The organism is Thioclava sp. DLFJ4-1 (assembly GCF_002020145.1).
Taxonomy (GTDB): Bacteria; Pseudomonadota; Alphaproteobacteria; order Rhodobacterales; family Rhodobacteraceae; genus Thioclava; species Thioclava sediminum.
In genome coordinates this window covers 304,397-322,510 of the sequence record NZ_MPZT01000001.1, presented here as the reverse complement: position 1 = coordinate 322,510, position 18,114 = coordinate 304,397, and the positions used below count along the sequence as shown (strand labels likewise).

At 64.1% G+C, this 18,114-nt stretch carries 21 protein-coding genes; 11 read left to right on the top strand and 10 right to left on the bottom strand.

Annotated features, from left to right (window positions below; translation table 11 throughout):
- Positions 1-119 precede the first annotated feature (119 nt).
- Positions 120-569, top strand: a complete 450-nt coding sequence (locus BMI85_RS01525) for a YcgN family cysteine cluster protein (RefSeq protein WP_078599267.1) — start codon at positions 120-122, stop codon at positions 567-569.
- Positions 566-1,615 carry a low specificity L-threonine aldolase gene (locus BMI85_RS01520; RefSeq protein ID WP_078539487.1) on the top strand — a complete coding sequence of 350 codons (1,050 nt, stop codon included), beginning with the start codon at positions 566-568 and terminating at the stop codon, positions 1,613-1,615. Before BMI85_RS01525 ends, BMI85_RS01520 begins: the two co-directional genes overlap by 4 nt.
- A gap of 13 nt (positions 1,616-1,628) precedes the next feature.
- Here the strand turns inward: BMI85_RS01520 and BMI85_RS01515 are convergent, their stop codons facing one another.
- The 3 genes from BMI85_RS01515 to trxB are packed head-to-tail and all read right to left on the bottom strand — an operon-like array spanning position 1,629 to position 3,661.
- On the bottom strand, positions 1,629-2,174 hold the full coding sequence (locus BMI85_RS01515) for a VOC family protein (protein WP_078599266.1): 546 nt from the start codon (positions 2,172-2,174) through the stop codon (positions 1,629-1,631).
- A gap of 60 nt (positions 2,175-2,234) precedes the next feature.
- On the bottom strand, positions 2,235-2,714 hold the full coding sequence (locus BMI85_RS01510) for an RES family NAD+ phosphorylase (protein WP_078599265.1): 480 nt from the start codon (positions 2,712-2,714) through the stop codon (positions 2,235-2,237).
- Positions 2,711-3,661: a thioredoxin-disulfide reductase gene (gene trxB / locus BMI85_RS01505; protein WP_078519375.1), complete on the bottom strand. Its 951-nt coding sequence runs from the start codon at positions 3,659-3,661 to the stop codon at positions 2,711-2,713. The genes BMI85_RS01510 and trxB overlap by 4 nt, the downstream gene beginning before the upstream one ends.
- 168 nt (positions 3,662-3,829) lie before the next feature.
- Between trxB and BMI85_RS01500 the strand changes: the two genes are divergently transcribed.
- Positions 3,830-4,330 carry an Lrp/AsnC family transcriptional regulator gene (locus BMI85_RS01500; RefSeq protein WP_078519374.1) on the top strand — a complete coding sequence of 167 codons (501 nt, stop codon included), beginning with the start codon at positions 3,830-3,832 and terminating at the stop codon, positions 4,328-4,330.
- Positions 4,331-4,440: 110 nt separating this feature from the next.
- Here BMI85_RS01500 and BMI85_RS01495 read toward each other — a convergent pair whose 3' ends face one another.
- Positions 4,441-5,664, bottom strand: coding sequence for an MFS transporter (locus tag BMI85_RS01495; protein ID WP_246832464.1), 1,224 nt, complete (start codon positions 5,662-5,664; stop codon positions 4,441-4,443).
- A gap of 65 nt (positions 5,665-5,729) precedes the next feature.
- Here BMI85_RS01495 and BMI85_RS01490 point away from each other — a divergent pair, with 65 nt between their 5' ends.
- From BMI85_RS01490 to BMI85_RS01480, 3 genes are all read left to right on the top strand, one after another.
- Entirely contained in the window at positions 5,730-6,362 is a 633-nt protein-coding gene (locus tag BMI85_RS01490) for a DNA-3-methyladenine glycosylase (RefSeq protein ID WP_078599263.1), read from the top strand.
- Positions 6,359-7,021 (top strand): alpha/beta fold hydrolase, encoded by a 663-nt coding sequence (locus BMI85_RS01485; protein WP_078599262.1) that lies wholly within the window; start codon positions 6,359-6,361, stop codon positions 7,019-7,021. Before BMI85_RS01490 ends, BMI85_RS01485 begins: the two co-directional genes overlap by 4 nt.
- A 220-nt stretch (positions 7,022-7,241) precedes the next feature.
- Entirely contained in the window at positions 7,242-7,841 is a 600-nt protein-coding gene (locus BMI85_RS01480) for an HNH endonuclease (protein ID WP_078519371.1), read from the top strand.
- A 148-nt stretch (positions 7,842-7,989) separates the two neighbouring features.
- Here BMI85_RS01480 and BMI85_RS01475 read toward each other — a convergent pair whose 3' ends face one another.
- The 4 genes from BMI85_RS01475 to BMI85_RS01465 form a co-directional block, all read right to left on the bottom strand.
- Complete coding sequence (locus BMI85_RS01475) at positions 7,990-9,468, bottom strand: SulP family inorganic anion transporter (RefSeq protein ID WP_078539480.1); 1,479 nt, start codon at positions 9,466-9,468, stop codon at positions 7,990-7,992.
- Between the two features lie 139 nt (positions 9,469-9,607).
- Complete coding sequence (locus BMI85_RS01470) at positions 9,608-10,285, bottom strand: DUF1638 domain-containing protein (protein ID WP_078599261.1); 678 nt, start codon at positions 10,283-10,285, stop codon at positions 9,608-9,610.
- On the bottom strand, positions 10,282-10,440 hold the full coding sequence (locus BMI85_RS21290; protein WP_165756922.1) for a hypothetical protein: 159 nt from the start codon (positions 10,438-10,440) through the stop codon (positions 10,282-10,284). The genes BMI85_RS01470 and BMI85_RS21290 overlap by 4 nt, the downstream gene beginning before the upstream one ends.
- 117 nt (positions 10,441-10,557) lie before the next feature.
- Positions 10,558-11,259 (bottom strand): B12-binding domain-containing protein, encoded by a 702-nt coding sequence (locus BMI85_RS01465; protein ID WP_078599260.1) that lies wholly within the window; start codon positions 11,257-11,259, stop codon positions 10,558-10,560.
- Between the two features lie 169 nt (positions 11,260-11,428).
- Here BMI85_RS01465 and BMI85_RS01460 point away from each other — a divergent pair, with 169 nt between their 5' ends.
- On the top strand, positions 11,429-12,523 hold the full coding sequence (locus BMI85_RS01460; RefSeq protein ID WP_078599259.1) for a PA0069 family radical SAM protein: 1,095 nt from the start codon (positions 11,429-11,431) through the stop codon (positions 12,521-12,523).
- A 119-nt stretch (positions 12,524-12,642) separates the two neighbouring features.
- Here the strand turns inward: BMI85_RS01460 and bmt are convergent, their stop codons facing one another.
- Together bmt and BMI85_RS01450 are read right to left on the bottom strand one after the other, a co-directional pair.
- Complete coding sequence (gene bmt, locus BMI85_RS01455; RefSeq protein WP_078519366.1) at positions 12,643-13,665, bottom strand: betaine--homocysteine S-methyltransferase; 1,023 nt, start codon at positions 13,663-13,665, stop codon at positions 12,643-12,645.
- Positions 13,666-13,852: 187 nt separating this feature from the next.
- Entirely contained in the window at positions 13,853-14,170 is a 318-nt protein-coding gene (locus BMI85_RS01450; RefSeq protein ID WP_078519365.1) for a DUF1476 domain-containing protein, read from the bottom strand.
- A 270-nt stretch (positions 14,171-14,440) separates the two neighbouring features.
- On the opposite strand from BMI85_RS01450, the gene purC reads away from it, so the two are divergent.
- From purC to BMI85_RS01430, 4 genes are all read left to right on the top strand, one after another.
- On the top strand, positions 14,441-15,202 hold the full coding sequence (gene purC, locus BMI85_RS01445) for a phosphoribosylaminoimidazolesuccinocarboxamide synthase (RefSeq protein WP_078539474.1): 762 nt from the start codon (positions 14,441-14,443) through the stop codon (positions 15,200-15,202).
- A gap of 14 nt (positions 15,203-15,216) precedes the next feature.
- A complete protein-coding gene (gene purS, locus BMI85_RS01440; protein ID WP_078539473.1) occupies positions 15,217-15,456 on the top strand; it encodes a phosphoribosylformylglycinamidine synthase subunit PurS in 240 nt (79 codons plus the stop codon).
- Positions 15,457-15,585: 129 nt separating this feature from the next.
- Positions 15,586-16,254 carry a phosphoribosylformylglycinamidine synthase subunit PurQ gene (purQ, locus tag BMI85_RS01435; protein WP_078546713.1) on the top strand — a complete coding sequence of 223 codons (669 nt, stop codon included), beginning with the start codon at positions 15,586-15,588 and terminating at the stop codon, positions 16,252-16,254.
- Positions 16,255-16,371: 117 nt separating this feature from the next.
- Entirely contained in the window at positions 16,372-18,114 is a 1,743-nt protein-coding gene (locus BMI85_RS01430) for an ATP-binding protein (protein WP_078539471.1), read from the top strand.

Sequence of the window (18,114 nt, the reverse complement as noted above, 5' to 3'; positions counted from 1 at the left end):
GGTCGCCCCGCGCCAAAAGTCGTCGGTCTGCCCGTCCCGCCATGTCCAAATCGCAGATCCGCTCACGATCCGCCGATCTGCCCTTTCCATTTCCCCGCCGCTGCCCCATTTTCCGCGCCATGACCAAACTGCGCCCCGAGTTCTGGAAACTGCCGCTGAAAAAGCTCACCGCCCCCGAATGGGAGGCGCTGTGCGATGGCTGCGGCAAATGCTGCCTGAACAAGCTCGAATACGAGGATACGGGCGAGGTCGTCTTCACCCGCGTCGCCTGCAGGCTGCTCGATGGCGAGAGCTGCAGCTGCACGCAATATGACATTCGCCACCAGTTCGTCCCAGAATGCGTCACGCTCAGCCCGAAGACGATCCACAAGATCGCCTATTGGATGCCCGCGACCTGCGCCTATCGGTTGCGCTTCGAAGACAAGCCGCTCCATGACTGGCACTACCTGATCTCGGGCTCGCGCGAGACGGTCCATGAGGCCGGAGAAAGCGTGCGCGGCTGGACCGTGCCCGAATTCGAAGTGCCCGAAGAAGAATGGGACGAATACACGATCGAGGATCTCTCATGAATTTTGCCTCCGACAACACGTCCGGCGCCCATCCCGCCATTCTCGAGGGCCTGATGGCCGCGAATGAGGGGCATGTGCATTCCTATGGCGACGACCCGATCACCGAAGGCGTGCAGGCGAAGATCCGCGAGATTTTCGAGGCGCCCGAAGCGCGTGTCTATCTCGTCGCGACCGGGACGGCGGCCAATGCGCTCTCCTGCGCAGTGCTGACCCAGCCCTGGGGCGCGATCTTCTGCCATCGCAACGCCCATATCGAAGAAGACGAATGCGGCGCGCCCGAATTCTACACCGGCGGCTCGAAACTGGTTCTGGTCGACGGGCCGGATGCCAAGATGGACCCCGACGCGCTCGCGCGCACCATCGCCCATACCGGGCGGGGTGGCATCCATAATGTCCAGCGCGGCATGGTCTCGATCACCAACTCGACCGAGGCGGGCGCGGTCTATTCGCCCGAGGACGTCAAAGCGCTGACCGATGTCGCTCGCCGCTTCCATCTGCCCGTGCATATGGACGGCGCGCGCTTCGCCAATGCGCTGGTGTCCGCGGGCTGCACCCCGGCAGAGATGACGTGGAAGGCGGGCGTCGACGTGCTTAGCTTCGGCGGCACGAAGAACGGCTGCATGGGCGTCGAAGCGGTGGTGATTTTTGACCCCAAACGCGCCTGGGAATTCGAGCTGCGCCGCAAGCGTGGCGGCCATCTCTTCTCGAAGCACCGCTTCCTCGCGGCCCAGATGCAGGCCTATCTGGCCGACGATCTGTGGTTGAAGACCGCGCGCCATGCCAATGAAATGGCACGCAAACTCTCGGAAGGCATCGGCCAGATCGAGGGCGCGAAACTGATCCATCCGACGCAGGCCAACGCGGTCTTCGCCGCCCTGCCGCGCGGGGCGCATAAGCGCGCGAATGCGGCGGGGGCCTATTACTACCTCTGGCCGTTCGACCAGTCGCTGGAAGGCCCTGAAGACGAGCTTCTGGCCGCGCGACTGGTCTGTTCCTGGGCCACCACGCCCGAGGAAATCGACGCCTTCCTCGGCCATCTGGCGTAATCAGCGCCGAGGATCAGCGCCGCCCGGGCAAGTCGCGAAACGCGATCTTCTCGGGCGGGCCGTCCCATTCCGGATGCTCTTTCTGCGCGGCTCTCAAGGCCGCGCGGAACCTAGCGATCGCACCAAGGCCCGGAATGCGCGGGATATGCGCCAGTTCCCAGTGAATGCCGTTGATCGGATCATCGAAGAACACCGCGTAATAGCCCGGCGCATAAACGGGATATTCCTGCGGGGCGTCCGTTACCGACAGCCCTCGCGGGATCAGGAAGTCGCGGTGAAACGCATCCACCTCGGCGCGTGATTTCGCCCAGAGCGCGATGTGGTGGATGCCCACGGCCCGCGCCTCGCGGTCCAGCTTCTCGCCCGAGCGCGCAGGCTGGATGCCGATATAGGAATGCGGCATCGGGAAGCGCGCCATGTAATAGGTGGAGCGATAGCCGATATCGAGCGTCCAGAAGCTCTTATACCCAAGCCATCCGAACATCGCATCGTAGAAGGCGATCGACTTGTCATAGTCGAGCACCGAGAATTCGACGTGATTGATCCCGCGCCAGCGCATGAGCGGCTTCCTCCTGATGGTCTTCACCCTAGAGGAGACGCGCAACGGTGCAATGACGTCTCACGTAGACGGGATCGGGTAGGGCGGGTGCCATGGTTGCGCAGGGCCCGCCTGCCGCACTGTTGCGGGCGAGACCTCGAAGAGCACCAGATGGCTCAGATCAGGACGCGAGCGCGAGGCGTAGAGCAGCCCCTGTGCGCCACCTTCGCGTGCCCGATCCGAGAAGCGCCAAGTGGGCGAGGGCGCGCCGCTCGCTCTCCCATCTTGCCAGACCACAGACGCCGCCGCCTGATCGGGCGTGCCGCGCAGGTCGTCCATCGCCTCTGTCATGATCTCCAGCGGCACGATCACCCGCGGCGGGTCAGCGGTCCGCACATAGCGCCGGAGCGCCACGGCAGCCCCCTCGGCACTCAGCGAGGCATAGAGCGCCACCTGCCCGGAATGATGAAACCGGCCCTCCGGATGGCGGGCCGGTTCGCAAGCCTCGTCGGCACGGTCGGCGGAGAGGATCCGCCAGACCGTGCCGTGGAAAGGGATCACTCAGCCTCGCCCTGCTCGGCGAGGAACTTCTCGGCGTCGAGCGCGGCCATGCAGCCCATCCCCGCCGAGGTGACGGCCTGACGATAGGTGTGATCGGTCAGGTCGCCCGCCGCGAAGATGCCCGGCTGCGAGGTGCGGGTCGAACCCGGCTCCACCCAGACATAGCCGCCCGATTGCATCTTCAGGCTGTCCTTCACGAGTTCGGACGAGGGCGCGTGCCCGATCGCCACGAAGAACCCGTCGCAGGGGATGACCTTCTCGGACCCGTCGGCGGTGGATTTCACCCGCACACCGGTCACGCCGAGCGGATTTTCGTCGCCGAGGATTTCCTCGACCGTGTGATTCCACTCCACTTCGATCTTGGGGTTCTTGAACAGGCGATCCTGCAGGATCTTCTCCGAGCGCAGCGTGTCGCGGCGGTGGATCAGTGTCACCTTGGAGGCGAAATTGGTCAGAAACAGCGCCTCTTCCACGGCGGTGTTACCGCCGCCGATCACCACGACTTCCTTGCCGCGATAGAAGAACCCGTCACAGGTCGCGCAGGCCGAGACGCCGAAGCCCTTGAACTTCTCTTCCGAGGGCAGGCCAAGCCATTTCGCCTGCGCCCCGGTGGCGAGGATCACCGCCGCGGCCTCGTAGGTCGTGCCCGAATCGCCTTTCGCCACGAAGGGACGCTTCGAGGTGTCGAGCTCGGTGATCATGTCCATGATGATCTCGGTGCCCATCGCGCGGGCATGCTCTTCCATCTTCACCATCAGGTCGGGGCCCTGAATCTCGCTCTCGCCGGGCCAGTTCTCGACCTCGGTCGTGATGGTCAGCTGGCCGCCCGGCTGCATGCCTTGCACCAGAACCGGCTCGAGCATCGCACGCGACGCGTAGACCGCCGCCGTGTAGCCCGCAGGGCCGGAGCCGATGATCAGAACCTTGGTTTTCTTCGTCTCGGACATGCCTGCCTCCTTGGAATTCTGCCCGACGGATATAGTCGGAGCGAGGCCCGCCGAAAAGCCCCCGCTTTCCGCGACAAATAGCACTTGCGGAGCGGTCCGCGAAATATTATTGCGCATCCTCTCTTCCAGCGGTAAGTTCTGCCGCAACCCACGAAGGATTATTTCAACATGCCCACCTCCCGGCTCGACGACATCGACCGCAAAATCCTTGCCGAACTGCAGGCGGACGGGCGGATGACGAATGTCGAACTGGCCAAGCGTGTGGGCATTTCGGCCCCGCCCTGCCTGCGCCGTGTGCGCACGCTCGAGGAGGCGGGCTACATTCGTGGCTACCATGCCGATGTGAACCCGCGCGAGCTGGGATTCGAAGTGCAGGTCTTCGCGATGGTGCGCCTGCACAGCCAGGCCGAAGCGGATCTGTCGAACTTCGAGTCGCGCTGTCGCGAATGGCCGCTCGTACGCGAGTGCCACATGCTCAATGGCGAGATCGATTTCGTGCTGAAATGCGTGGCGCCGGACCTCTCGAGCTTCCAGAGTTTCCTGACCGGCCAACTCACCGCCGCCGAGAATGTCGCCAGCGTGAAGACCTCGCTGGTGATCCGCTGCGCCAAGGACGAGCCGGGCGTGCCCTTCGACGTGCTCGAAGAGCGCATCGCCAAGCTGGCTTGAGCCTTACTCTGAATTGAACCGTTGTCGGAGGGGCGCTGCCCCTCCCTTCGCTGTCGCGAATTCCCACCCCGGGATATTTTCGCCAAGCCGAAGGGCGGGCGGCGCCCCCTTTAGCGGGTCTCTTTCGGGCGCAGCACCAGCCAGATCAGCGCGGCGCCCGCCAGCGTCAGGAAGGGGATCATCGCGAGGTTGACCGCCTGCCAGCCCGCTTGGGCATTACCGCTCTGGGTGCAGTTCATCAGCCCGCCCGAGGCGAGCGAGGCGAGGAAGACGCCACCGAAGACGACGAAATCGTTCATCCCCTGCACATGGCCGCGCTCTTCGGGGCTATGGGCGGAGGCGAGCATCGAGGTCGCGCCGATGAAGCCGAAGTTCCAGCCCAGCCCCAGCAGCATCAGGGCGATGTAGAACTGGTCCAGATCGACCCCGGTCAGCGCCACCGCGCCGGAGGCTGCGAGAATCACGAGGCCGGTGCCCACGATCACCTCTTTGCCGAAGCGCGCGATCAGGTGGCCGGTGAAGAAGCTCGGCAGATACATCGCCAGCACGTGGGCCGAGACGATATTGGCCGCGTCGCCTTGCTCGAACCCGCAGCCGACCACGGCCAGCGGTGTCGAAGTCATCACGAGGTTCATCAGCGCATAAGAGACCATGGCGCAGATCATCGCGACGAGGATCACCGGGTCTTTCAGCAGCTCGCGCCGGGTGCGGCCCTCGTGATGTTCGTGCTTCTTGCGCCGCCCCGGAGCCGGGATGTCGAGGAAGGAAAACAGGATCGGCCCGAGCGCATTGATCCCGATGATCGCGAGGTACGTCGCCATGAATGGCACGACCATCGCCTCGCTCGTGAGTTTCACCAGCTGTGGGCCGATGATCGCGGCCACAAGCCCGCCCGCCATCACATAGGAGATCGCCTTGGGCTGGAACTCCGCGCTGGCGGTATCGGTCGCCGCGAACCGGTAGAACCCCTGCGCCGACATATAGGTGCCGGTGAAGAACGACCCCAGCATGAACAGCGCAAACGACCCGTGATAGAGCGCATAGGCCGCGGTCGCAGCCCCCAGCGCACCCATCGCATTGGCGAGGATGAAGCCCGCGCGGCGGCCTTTCGCGGCCATGAATTCCGACATCGGCTGCGCCGAGAGGACCGAGCCCAGAATGATCAGCGACAGGGGTAGCGTCGCGAGGCACGGATTGGGCGAGAGCATCTGGCCCGCAAGACCGCCCACCGTGAAGATCATCGGCATCTGCGCGCCCAGAAGCGCCTGGGCCAGAACCAGCACGATCGTATTGCGCTTTTCGCGAGAGGCGGGTGGGGCGGTCATGTCACTCATGACAGCTTGCTAGCGTGGCGATTGGGGGCTGGCAAGCGGGCGCGGCATGAGGCAGGGTGTCGCGCATGGTTGGACGTATCATTACCTGCGAAGACGATATCGCCGAGGGCACCGAATTTCTCTGCCGCACAGAGCCGCGTTTTGCCGAGGTTTGCGCGCTGACGGGGCCGTGGCCTCTACGCCGCCGCGAGGACGGGTTCGAGGCGCTGCGCGACGCGATTATCGGCCAGCAGGTCTCGGTCGCGGCCGCCAATTCGATCCGCAACAAGGTGATCGGCGCGGGCTATGGCGATCCGGTCTCTATCGCGGGCGCCTCGGAAGAGGACCTGCGCGCCTGTGGCCTCTCGCGCCAGAAGGTGCGCTACCTGCAGGCGCTCTCCAATTCCGGCGTCGATTTCGAGGGTCTGCGCGCGATGCCCGACGAAGAGGTGGTCGCCCAGCTTCTGCCGATCCCCGGCATCGGGCGCTGGACGGTGGAGATGTATCTCATCTTCGCTCTGGGCCGCGCCGATGTCTTCGCGGTGGACGATCTGGCGCTGGCCGAAGGGGCGCGGCTGCTGTTCGATTTGCCCGAGCGGCCGAAGCGCAAACAATTCAATGAGCTGTCGGCAGTCTGGTCGCCGTGGCGCGCGGTTGCGGCGCGCGGCCTCTGGGCCTATTACGCGGCCTGTAAAGATCGTGAAGGAGTTGCCCCATGACCCGCAAGCTGGAAGCCGGACGCAAAGAGCCGCAATCGGGAACGGTGAAATCCGCCGTGGTGTTCCTGCATGGCTATGGCGCGGATGGGGCGGACCTGCTGGGCCTCGCCGATCCGCTGGGCCAGCACATGCCCGACACGCTGTTTCTCGCGCCCGACGCGCCCGAACCCTGCCGCGCGGCCCCTTATGGCCGGCAATGGTTCCCGATCCCCTGGATCGACAATTCCAGCGAAGCGGAATCCGCTCAAGGTCTCAAGGACGCGGCAGCCGACGTGGATGCCTTCCTCGATTCCGTGCTGGAAGAGCAGGGGCTGACGCCCGCGCAGCTCGCCGTGATCGGCTTCTCGCAAGGCACGATGACCGCGCTCGAAGTGCTGCCGCGCCGGGCCGAGCCCGTGGCGGGGCTGGTGGCCTTCTCGGGACGCCTTCTGCGCCCGGAAGCCTTGGGCACTGAGGCGATCTCCAAACCGCCGGTTCTGCTGATCCATGGCGATCAGGATCCGGTCGTGCCCTTCGCCGATATGGGCAAGGCGGGCGATGCGCTGGTCTCGGCGGGGTTCGATACCTATGCCCATGTGATGAAGGGCACCGGCCACGGGATCGCGCCCGACGGGCTCTCGGTGGCGCTGTCCTTCCTGCAAGACAAACTGCCGGGCTGAGATGCCCGCGGCCGCCGATCGCCGCGGCACCTGCAACCTTGCCAAACGCTCGCGTAGCGTCATTTCTTTGTCATGGCTGTTTGCTACCCATGCCGCATGGCAGCAATCGCGAGATCAAGAGGCTTGCCAGATCGCGAACGCCATATATAGTCATGGATAAGGCAGGGGCGGACCCCGCCCCTGAGCCGAGGCAGGCGACAGGGCGAGGACGGAGTCACCCATGCTGGACGAGTGCGACAGGACGAATTTTCGAACCCAATTCACCCGCGAACCGGCGGCGCTGAGACAGCACCCGGCACTGGTGCTCAACGCCGATTTCCGGCCGCTCTCCTATTACCCGCTGTCGCTATGGCCTTGGCAGGAGGCGATAAAGGCGGTCTTCCTCGACAGGGTGACGATCCTCGCCGAATACGAAGAGGTGGTGCGCAGCCAGAGGCAGGCCTTCAAAATCCCCTCCGTCGTCGTCCTCAAAGAATATGTCCGACCCCAGAAGCGCGTGGCTTTCACGCGCTTCAATCTTTTTCTGAGGGACGAATTCAAGTGCCAGTATTGCGGCAAGCGGGGCGATCTGACCTTCGATCATGTGATCCCGCGCTCGCGCGGTGGAATCACCAGTTGGGAAAATGTCGTGGCCGCCTGCGCGCCGTGCAACCTGCGCAAGGCCAACAAGCCGCTGGAGCGCTCGGGGATGCATCTTCTCAAGCCCGCGCGCCAGCCCCAGCCCGAGGATATGCTGCGCATCGGGCGGCGCTTCCCGCCGGGCTATCTGCATGAAAGCTGGATGGACTTCCTCTACTGGGACACCGAGCTGGAAGCCTAAAGAAAAGGGCGCGCCGCATCCGGCACGCCCATCTTCGTATTGGTGAAAATATCCCGGGGGGCTTGCGCAGCAAGCGGGGGCAGAGCCCCCTCTGGCTTGGTTGAATGTCGCCCTCCGGCGACGGGGGCCAGAGCCCCCTCCAACCTCTTCAGTGCCCCGCCGCGACCTGACCGCCATTCGACAGCTTGTCGATGATCGTCTCGGTCGCGTGGTTCATGCCCACGACCTTCACATCCGTGCCGGACATCCGGAACTTGCCCACCGCCCGGTCCAGCGCCGAGACCGAAGAGATGTCCCAGATATGGGCGTGGGTCAGGTCGATCACCACGCGGTCGAGCTTCTCCTGGAAGTCGAAAGCGCGGTTGAACTCTTCCACGGTCGCGAAGAAGATCTGGCCCTTGATGTAATAGGTCCGCAGGTGATGCGCCTCGTTGTAGCGCGAGGAGATCTCGGTCATCCGCGCGATCTTGCCCGCGAAGAAGATCCCCGAGAGCAGCACCCCCACCAGAACCCCGATCGCGAGGTTATGCGTTGCGACGACAAAAGCGACGGTGGCCAGCATCACCACGTTGGACGACATCGGCATCGTGCGCAGCTGTCCCAGCGAGGCCCAGCTGAACGTGCCGATCGACACCATGATCATTATCGCCACCAGCGCGGGCATCGGGATGCGGCCCACCCATTCGCCCAGCACCACGCAGAAGATCAGAAGCGCGATCCCGGCGGTGAGGGTCGACAGGCGCGTGCGGCCGCCCGAGGTCACGTTGATCACCGACTGGCCGATCATCGCGCAGCCCGCCATGCCTCCGATAAAGCCGGTGCAGAAATTGGCGATGCCCTGACCGAAGCATTCCTGACGACGGTCCGAGCGCGTGTCGGTCATCTCGTCGACGATGTTCTGCGTCATCAGGCTTTCCAGCAGGCCGACGACCGCCACGCCCACCGAATAGGGCAGGATGATCTGCAGCGTCTCGAAGGTGAACGGCACGTTGGGGATCAGCAGCGAGGGCAGCTGATCGGGCAGGGCGCCCATGTCGGACACCGTGTGCACATCGTTGAGCCCCAGCCCCATCGAGACCGCGCTGAGAACGAGGATCGCGATCAGCGGCGAGGGGATGGCGCGGAAGAAGCGCGGCAGCAGGTAGATGATCGCAAGGCCAAGTGCCACCAGGGCATAGGTCGCCACGACCGGCACATTGGCCGGGTTCAGCTCGGGCCATTGCGCCATGAAGATCAGGATGGCGAGCGCGTTCACGAAGCCCGTCATCACCGATTTCGACACGAAGCGCATCACCGTCCCGAGGTTCAGCGCCCCGGCAATCACCTGCAGCACGCCCGCGAGCACCGTCGCGGCCAGCAGGTAATCGAGCCCGTAGCTGCGCACCAGCGTGCCCATTAGCACGGCGGTTGCGGCGGTCGCGGCCGAGATCATACCCGGGCGGCCGCCGAAGAAAGCGGTGATCGTGGCGATCATGAAGGAGGCGTAGAGGCCCACTTTCGGGTCCACGCCCGCGATGATCGAGAAAGCGATGGCCTCGGGGATCAGCGCGAGCGCCACCACGAGACCGGAGAGAATGTCAGCGCGGTAGTTGCCAGTCCACTGGCTGCGCCATTGCGACAAGGTCATACGGTTGTCCTGCAATTAGAAAGGCCCGCGACCGGGGAGGGGCGGGCCGGAGGGATGTGAGATTTGGCGAAGCCAATACCCGGGTGACGTAGCGATGCCAAGCCCCGCGGGTCGGGTTTTAAGAAAAATTCAAAGAGGATTAAGCCGGATTGCCCGATTTCGTGGCAAATTTGGCGAGACTGGTGGCCAGATCGCCATAGCCCGTAAAACGCCGCTCATAGCGCAGGCCGAGCCGCTCCGCGGCCTCACGCGCCTTCGCGTCGAGCGCGGGATCGTCGGTCTGGGCCTGATAGATCAGCCGGTCGTAATTGCCGAACATCATCGGGATCAGCTCCGGGTGACGGTCGAAGCCCATCGGCTTCCAGACGAAAGCGTCGAACTGACGGGTCAGGAAATCGGTGAGGTAGAAGGCCGTGATCTCGTCCTCGGCGGTTTCGGCAAAGGCCGCGTTACCTTCAAAAAACGAATAACAATGGGGGCCTTCGACCATCTCGACCCCCAAAGACTTGCACTTTTCCAACAATTGCCCGCCCGTGCCGCAATCGGCATAGACCACGAAGATATCGTCATATTGGTCGCGATAGCGCAGCACCGCCTCTTCGACGGCGGCGGTGATCTTCTCGGGGTATAGGTGCAGATTGGCGGGCAGGCAGGTCAGGTCGATGTGATCCCAGCCATTGATCCGCTTGAGCGCGAGAATCTCCCGCGCCAGCGCCCCGCAGGCGATCAGCAGAAGACGCCCCGAGCCCTCGGGAGCTAAACCATTTTCGGATAGGATCGTGTCGCCGGGAAGCGAGGCAGCTTTCTGGGCGGTCATTCCACCCGTGCCATCATCCGGGCAACGCCTGCTGCGACGAGAACCATCAGCCCGAGCATCGCCATCGGCACGCCCGATGCGGCAAAGGCCCAGATCGTCAAGCCCGCCAGAACGATCACAAACAGGATCAGCAGCAGAAAATGTGGCAGCGGCATTTCTCGTTTCCCCCTTCTCTTCAAGTATGGGGCGGGGAAGCGCACATGAAAAGGCCCCGATGAAAAAATCGGGGCCTTCTCCATGCATATCAGCCTAGATGCGCGCGCAATCGGCGATCAGGCGCTCATCTGGTTGTGCTTGCGAGCGATGAAATCCTTCGCCGTTTCCACCGCCACGGCGGCGTCGCGGCAATAGGCGTCGGCACCGATCGCCTTGCCGAATTCCTCGTTGAGCGGCGCACCGCCCACCAGAACGATGTAGTCGTCGCGGATGCCCTGTTCCTTCATCGTGTCGATCACGACCTTCATATAGGGCATCGTGGTGGTCAGCAGCGCGGACATGCCGAGGATGTCGGCCTCTTCGCGCGCGATCGCTTCGAGGTAGTTCTCGACCGGGTTGTTGATGCCCAGATCGACGATCTCGAAGCCTGCGCCTTCCATCATCATCGCAACGAGGTTCTTGCCGATATCGTGGATATCGCCCTTCACCGTCCCGATGACCATCTTGCCCATGCGTGGCGCGCCGGTTTCCACCAGCAGCGGCTTGAGGATGGCCATGCCGCCCTTCATCGCATTCGCCGCCAGCAACACTTCCGGCACGAACAGGATACCGTCGCGGAAGTCGTTGCCCACGATGGTCATGCCCGCGACGAGGGCCTTGGTCAGGATGTCATACGGCGTCCAGCCGCGATCGAGCAGGATGTGGGTAGCCTCTTCGATCTCTTCCTTGAGACCGTCATAGAGGTCATCCATCATCTGCGCGGTGAGCTCGTCGTCGTCGAGTTCCGAGAGGATGATATCGTCGTCGTCTTCGGCCATGTCCAATAGTCTCCTGCTAGCCGGTGTTACCCTGTGGTGAGGCCGTGGCCCCGTCAAGTCTTGGCGATTTGCGACATGCGCGGTGTTTTGTCCGACCTCGCATGGTGTTGGTGGGTCCGCATCCGGACTCTACTTGGCAAATGTTCCCATTTCGTTCTAAATTCCGGGCATGAGTCTGCCATTCGATCTTCCCCCCGCGCCCCCGTCCGAGCGTCTGCGCGCGCGCGGTGCTGCGGCGCGCCCCGTGGGCCGGTTCGAGCCCTTCGCCCGTGCGCCCGAGCATGACGGCTGGGACATCCCCGAAGAGGAGCGCCTGACCCGCACCGAGGTCTCGGTGGAGCGTCCGCGCTCCGTCATCACCCGCAACCAGTCGCCCGATGTGCCCTTCGAGCGCTCGCTCAATCCCTATCGCGGCTGCGAGCATGGCTGCATCTACTGCTTCGCGCGGCCCAGCCACGGCTATCTCGGCCTCTCGGCGGGCTTGGATTTCGAGACCCGGCTGATCGCACGGCCGGAGGCGCCGCAAGTACTCGAAGACGAGCTGCGCAAGAAAAGCTACCGTCCGAACGTGCTCGCCATCGGCACGAATACCGATCCCTACCAGCCGCTCGAGCGCAAGATGGAGATCATGCGCGCCGTGCTGGAAGTGCTGCAGGCCTATCGCCACCCGGTCTCCATCGTCACCCGTGGCTCGACCATTCTGCGCGATCTCGACATCCTCGCGCAGATGGCCGAGGCCGGATTGGCGCAGGTCGGTGTGTCGGTCACGACGCTCGACGCCAAACTCGCCCGCGATCTGGAGCCGCGCGCACCCAGCCCGCCGACGCGTATCCGCATGATCCGCGAATTGTCGCGCGCCGGCATCCCGGTCCGCGTGATGGCCGCGCCGATGATCCCGGGGCTCACCGATCACGAGCTGGAGGCGATCCTGACCGAGGCGCGCAGGGCAGGGGCCAAGGCCGCCTCGATGATGCCGGTGCGGCTGCCGCATGAGGTGGCGCCGCTTTTTGCCGACTGGATGGAGCGGCATCACCCCGGCAAGGTCGAGAAGGTGCTGGGCCGGATCCGCGACATGCGGGGCGGCAAGCTCAACGATCCGCGCTTCGGCGCGCGGATGAAGGGCGAGGGCGAGATGGCCGAGCTGTTGCAGCAGCGGTTCAAGCTGAGCTGCAAGCGGCTGGGCTTCTCGCGTCATCTGCCCGATCTCGACGTGACGCAGTTCCGCGTACCGCCCCGGCCGGGCGATCAGCTCGAACTGTTCTGATCTCGTCTGAGACGCGTGCATGCTCCATCCGCCGGGAAACCCCGGCCCTTCCTTCGTGTTGGTTCAAATATCCCGGGGTGAGGCCGCAAGGCCGAGGGGCAGAGCCCCTCAAACCGCGCTTAGCTGCGGCGACGGCCCCGACGTTCGCGCTTGGGCGCATCGCCGCTCAGCCCGTCATCCTCCGACGAGAACCCACCCAGAACCGAGGAAATCTGATCGAGCGTCGGGCGCTCGCCGCGCGGACGCGTCTCCAGCGCCTCGCGCATCGCCACCAGATGCTCGGCCATCGTGCCGCAGCAGCCGCCGATGATCGTCGCGCCGCAGTCGCGCGCCATCACCGCATATTCCGCCATCAGTTCGGGCGTGCCGTCGTAATGGATATGACCGTCGACATATTTCGGGATACCCGCATTGCCCTTGGCGATGATCGGGCGCTCGGTCCCGGTGGCGGCAAAGCCCAGCACGGTGCGCAGAAGGTCCGATGCGCCGACCCCGCAATTCGCGCCGAAGGCCAGCGGCGGATGAGCCAGCTTTTCGACCATCGAGACCATCGCCTGCGAGGTCAGGCCCATCATCGTGCGGCCTGCGGTGTCGAAGCTCATCGTGCCGCACCAAGGCATGCCCGCCAGATGGCAGGCTTCGGCGGCGGCCTTGTATTCTTCCTGCGCCGAGATCGTCTCGACCCAGAGGATATCCGCGCCGCCCTCTTTCAGACCCTCGGCCTGTTCGTGGAACATCTCGACCGCCAACTCATGCGTCAGCGTGCCCATCGGCGCGAAAATCTCGCCGGTCGGGCCCATCGAGCCCGCGACGATCACGGGACGCGACTGCTTGTCGGCCACGTCGCGGCCGATCTCGGCGGCGAGGCGGTTGAGCTCGCGCACGCGGTTCTGCGCATTGTGCAGTTTCAGCCGCGAGGCATTGCCGCCGAAGCTGTTGGTGAGAAACAGGTCCGAGCCCGCTTCGACGGCCAGCGAATAAAGCTTCGCGATCTTCGCGGGCTCGTCGGCATTCCACAGTTCCGGCGCATCGCCCGAGGCCAGCCCCATGTTGAACAGGTTGGTGCCGGTCGCGCCATCGGCCATCAGCCAATCGCGGGTTTCCAGAAGGCGGCTCAGCGCGTCGGTTTTCGGGGCGGTCATAAGGGCCTCGTCAAATGCAAAGGGCCGCGTCGGGCGCGGCGGTTGGGTTTGTCCTGCCATGACAGGCGGGAATTGGCAAATTCGTTTCCTTCATGTTCTTGATGAAGGCGCTGCAATCTCGGACTGAAATGCAAAAGGCCGGACGCGCTTGGCATCCGGCCTTTCAATCTGCGTCATCGGCGAGGGCTCACTCGGCCTCGTCGACCACCTGACGGCGCGCCTCGGCCATGCATTCGGCCATCTTCGCGCGGATCGTCTGTTCATCGGCCTTGTCGCCAAGATCGCCCGAGAGCTTGCGGTACACGTCTTCGTGGCCCGCTTCCTCGAAATCGGAGGTCACGACCTCGCGGACATAGGCGTCGGCCTCGGGGCCGGTTTTGCCCAGAAGCTCAGCGGCCCATTGGCCCAGCATCTTGTTGCAGCGGGCATCGGCCTTGAACTGCAGCTCGGCATCATGCGCGAACTTGTTCTCATAGGCGTTTTCGCGATCGTCGAAGGTGGTCATGGCCCACGTCCCTCCCGGTAAAGTCTCCGTTACCTCCGATATGCACATGCACGGCGTGCGCCGCAAGAGGAAAGGGCCGCGTTTTGGCCGGTTTGACGGGGCTGTGCATCTGCGTGAAGTGGCGTGCGCTTTACCTTGCGAGACTCGCGGGCTTGTCCTATAGGGCGGGCAACACCCTTTCGCGGACGGCGCGCAGGGGCGGGCGCGGCATTCCCAACGGTATGCGGCGCAGGCCCTGGCACCGCCGCGCCAAGTGAGAACGGAGACGCGATGGCACCCCGGCGCAAGAAGATCTACGAAGGCAAGGCGAAGGTTCTGTATGAAGGCCCCGAGCCCGGAACGCTGGTCCAGTATTTCAAGGACGACGCGACCGCCTTCAACGCGCAGAAGAAGGACGTGATCGAGGGCAAGGGCGTGCTCAACAACCGCCTGTCCGAGTATTTCATGACCGGCCTGACCAATATCGGCGTGCCGAACCACTTCATCAAACGGCTCAACATGCGCGAGCAGTTGATCCGTCAGGTGGAGATCGTGCCGCTCGAAGTGATCGTGCGCAACTTCGCCGCCGGTTCGATCGCGAAGCGTCTGGGCATGGAAGAGGGCACGCCGCTGCCGCGTCCGATCGTTGAATACAGCTACAAGAACGACGAGCTGGGCGATCCGCTCGTGCCCGAGGAATATATCATCGCCTTCGGTTGGGCGAGCCAGCAGGACCTCGATGACATCGTGGCGCTTGCGCTGCGCGTGAACGACTTCCTGACCGGCGTGTTCTACGGCGTCGGCATCAAGCTGGTCGATTTCAAGATCGAGATCGGTCGCGTCTGGGATGGCGATTTCATGCGCCTGATCGTGGCTGACGAGATCAGCCCCGACAGCTGCCGCCTGTGGGACGTCAAGACGGGCCAGAAGCTCGACAAGGACGTGTTCCGCCGCGATCTGGGCAGCCTGACCGATGCCTATACCGAAGTCGCCAAGCGCCTTGGCGTGCTGCCGACCAATACCCAGCCGATCAAACCGACGCTGATCAACTGAAAGGACCGCTCGTGATGAAAGCCCGCGTTCATGTCATGCTGAAGGATGGGGTGCTCGACCCGCAGGGCGAGGCCGTCCGTCACGCATTGGGCCATATGGGGTTCGGCGGCGTCGAAGGCGTGCGTCAGGGGAAGGTGATCGAACTGGACCTGAGCGCCACTGATGCAGCCTCTGCCGAGGCCGAGGTGAAGGAAATGTGCGAGAAGCTCCTCGCCAATACCGTGATCGAGAAATACACCATCGAGATCGCCTGATCCGGGTCGGGTGGGGGCGCTGCCCCCCTTGGCCTGCCGGCCAATTCCCCCCGGGATATTTGTACCAAGCCGAAGGCCGTACAGGCCTTACCCGACAGGTTCGACCCTTAAGGCCAGGAGTTTGCACCCATGAAAGCCGCCGTCATCACCTTCCCCGGATCGAATTGCGACCGCGACCTGAGCATGGCCTTCGCGGCAGCCGGGGCGGATGTCGTCAAGGTCTGGCACAAGGAAACCGCATTGCCCGAAGGCATCGACATCATCGGTGTGCCGGGCGGGTTCTCCTATGGCGATTATCTGCGCTGCGGCGCGATCGCCTCGCGCTCGCCCATCGGGCAGGCGGTGGCCGATTTCGCAGGCAAGGGCGGCTATGTCATCGGCATCTGCAACGGTTTTCAGGTGCTCACCGAGATGCGGCTGCTGCCGGGCGCCTTGATGCGTAATGCAGGGCTGAAATTCGTCTCGAAACCGCTGGCTCTGCGCGTCGCTACGACCGACAGCGCCTATACCTCGGGCTATGAGGCGGGGCAGGAGATCGTGATCCCGGTCGCCCACCATGACGGCAATTACCAGATCGACCCCGAAGGCCTTGCCCGCATCGAGGGCGAGGACCGCGTGGCGTTCCGCTACGTCGAGAACCCCAACGGCTCCGTCGACGATATCGCGGGCGTGCTGAGCGAGAACCGCCGGGTGCTGGGCATGATGCCTCACCCCGAGCGCGCGATCGAACCTGCGCAGGGTGGCGCCGATGGGGCGGCGCTTTTCCGCGCGTTGAGCGGGATGCTGGCAACCGCCTGATCTCGCGCGCTTGTTGCGCTCTGGGCCTTGGCTTAGACTTCGCGCATGACGCACGTGCAGACACGTTCGACGATTTTACCTGACGAGCCGCCCGAAGGTGAGGGCGGGCTCGGTGTCATGGCGCGCTCGCCGCGCGCCCGTTGGTTGCTGCGCGTCGCTGTAGTGCTGATCCTCGCGCTGGCGGGGGCGGTGATGTGGATCACCAACCAATGGCTGACCCAGCGTTTCACCGAGACGACGCGCGTGCGCACCGAACTGCGGCTTGCGCTTTACACCGGCAACATCATGTCGGAGTTGCAGCGGACATCGGTTGTGCCGCTGTTGCTCGCGCGCGATCCGGAGCTAACGCAAGCTCTTGATACAACGGATTATTCCACCGCATCGGCGCAGCTGATCACGGCCAAGAAAGAGGTCGCTGTGGCCTCGATCCGGCTGTTGGATATGCAGGGCCGGGTGGTGGCGTCGACCAATCGCACGCAGATCGGCACGCCCTTCCCGAATGCGCCCTTCTTCGTCGATGCGACCCGCTCGCGCGGGACGATCTTCTCGCTCAACGAGCCCGAGGCGGGCGGCACCGAGTTCGATTATTCGCGGGCCGTCATCCAGAACAACAAGCCAGTCGGCGTGATCGTCGTCGAGGCGGATCTGTCGAAATTCGAACGCGCTTGGGCCGGGATTTCCGATGCGCTGGCCGTGGTCGACAGCGAAGGCAAGATCATCCTGACGACCGAGCCGCGCTGGCGCGGGGTGACGATGTCGGAGGCGCTGGCCGCGCGGTCTGCCCCCTCCGCGATCGAACGCGCGCTGCAGGCGACCGCGGACTGGGCCAATGACGCGCCGGACGCCTATCTCAAGGGTCGCGCGGTGATGCGCACCGAGGCGCGCATTCCCTTCCGCGGCTGGAAGATGATCGCCTTCACCAGCTACGATTCCGTGCGCGAGCGGGTGAATGCGGTGCTCGCGCTCGAGATCATGGGCTTCGCGATCCTGCTGGCGTTGGTCTTCTACGCGCTGTCGCGGCGGGCGCGGCGGCAAAGTCAGGAATTGCGCGCGGAATCGGCGGAGCTGCGCCAGCTCAACACCCGGTTGAGCCGCGAGATCGCCGAGCGCGAGAAGGCGCAGCAGGATCTGGCCGTGGCCGAGCAGACCATCGCGCAAAGCTCGAAACTCGCGGCTCTGGGGGAGATGTCGGCGGCGGTGAGCCACGAATTGAACCAGCCCTTGGCCGCGATGAAGACCTATCTGGCAGGCGCGAAACTGCTGTTGCAGCGCGCCCGGGTCGAGGAGGCGCTGTCGTCCTTCCAGCGCATCGACGACCTGATCGGCCGCATGGGCGCGATCACGCGGCAGCTGAAATCCTATGCCCGCAAGGGCGGCGAGGCCTTCGAGCCGGTGGACCTGCGGGTGGCTCTGTCGGAGGCGCTCTCGATGATGGAGCCGCAGCTGAAAATTCGCAAATTGCATATTTCGCGCACCATGCCGCGCAGTCCTGTTATGGTCATGGCGGACCGCATCCGGCTGGAGCAGGTGATCATCAACCTGTTGCGAAATGCACTCGACGCCACCAAGTCGGTTGAGGAACCTCAAGTGGAGTTGTTGCTTACCTCGGGTGAGACGGCCGTGCTGAGCGTGCGTGATAACGGTCCCGGTATTTCGGATCTCGACAAGCTGTTCGAGCCGTTCTGGACCACGAAGAAACCGGGGGAAGGGACGGGGCTGGGCCTCGCGATCTCATCCTCCATCATCAGTGATTTCGGGGGTCGTCTGACCGCCCATAATTCCGAAAGCGGGGGCGCAGTGTTCGAAGTTCAGCTGCCCCTCCTGGCGGACAAGAACAGGGCCATAAAGGCCGCGGAGTAA

Bases quoted from the DNA above. Each gene is read 5' to 3' on its own strand.
- BMI85_RS01525 (WP_078599267.1), top strand. From the start codon at position 120: ATGACCAAACTGCGCCCCGAGTTCTGGAAACTGCCGCTGAAAAAGCTC.
- BMI85_RS01520 (WP_078539487.1), top strand. From the start codon at position 566: ATGAATTTTGCCTCCGACAACACGTCCGGCGCCCATCCCGCCATTCTC.
- BMI85_RS01515 (WP_078599266.1), bottom strand. From the start codon at position 2,174: ATGCGCTGGCGCGGGATCAATCACGTCGAATTCTCGGTGCTCGACTAT.
- trxB (WP_078519375.1), bottom strand. From the start codon at position 3,661: ATGTCCGAGACGAAGAAAACCAAGGTTCTGATCATCGGCTCCGGCCCT.
- BMI85_RS01500 (WP_078519374.1), top strand. From the start codon at position 3,830: ATGCCCACCTCCCGGCTCGACGACATCGACCGCAAAATCCTTGCCGAA.
- BMI85_RS01495 (WP_246832464.1), bottom strand. From the start codon at position 5,664: ATGAGTGACATGACCGCCCCACCCGCCTCTCGCGAAAAGCGCAATACG.
- BMI85_RS01490 (WP_078599263.1), top strand. From the start codon at position 5,730: ATGGTTGGACGTATCATTACCTGCGAAGACGATATCGCCGAGGGCACC.
- BMI85_RS01485 (WP_078599262.1), top strand. From the start codon at position 6,359: ATGACCCGCAAGCTGGAAGCCGGACGCAAAGAGCCGCAATCGGGAACG.
- BMI85_RS01480 (WP_078519371.1), top strand. From the start codon at position 7,242: ATGCTGGACGAGTGCGACAGGACGAATTTTCGAACCCAATTCACCCGC.
- BMI85_RS01475 (WP_078539480.1), bottom strand. From the start codon at position 9,468: ATGACCTTGTCGCAATGGCGCAGCCAGTGGACTGGCAACTACCGCGCT.
- BMI85_RS01470 (WP_078599261.1), bottom strand. From the start codon at position 10,285: ATGACCGCCCAGAAAGCTGCCTCGCTTCCCGGCGACACGATCCTATCC.
- BMI85_RS21290 (WP_165756922.1), bottom strand. From the start codon at position 10,440: ATGCCGCTGCCACATTTTCTGCTGCTGATCCTGTTTGTGATCGTTCTG.
- BMI85_RS01465 (WP_078599260.1), bottom strand. From the start codon at position 11,259: ATGGCCGAAGACGACGACGATATCATCCTCTCGGAACTCGACGACGAC.
- BMI85_RS01460 (WP_078599259.1), top strand. From the start codon at position 11,429: ATGAGTCTGCCATTCGATCTTCCCCCCGCGCCCCCGTCCGAGCGTCTG.
- bmt (WP_078519366.1), bottom strand. From the start codon at position 13,665: ATGACCGCCCCGAAAACCGACGCGCTGAGCCGCCTTCTGGAAACCCGC.
- BMI85_RS01450 (WP_078519365.1), bottom strand. From the start codon at position 14,170: ATGACCACCTTCGACGATCGCGAAAACGCCTATGAGAACAAGTTCGCG.
- purC (WP_078539474.1), top strand. From the start codon at position 14,441: ATGGCACCCCGGCGCAAGAAGATCTACGAAGGCAAGGCGAAGGTTCTG.
- purS (WP_078539473.1), top strand. From the start codon at position 15,217: ATGAAAGCCCGCGTTCATGTCATGCTGAAGGATGGGGTGCTCGACCCG.
- purQ (WP_078546713.1), top strand. From the start codon at position 15,586: ATGAAAGCCGCCGTCATCACCTTCCCCGGATCGAATTGCGACCGCGAC.
- BMI85_RS01430 (WP_078539471.1), top strand. From the start codon at position 16,372: ATGGCGCGCTCGCCGCGCGCCCGTTGGTTGCTGCGCGTCGCTGTAGTG.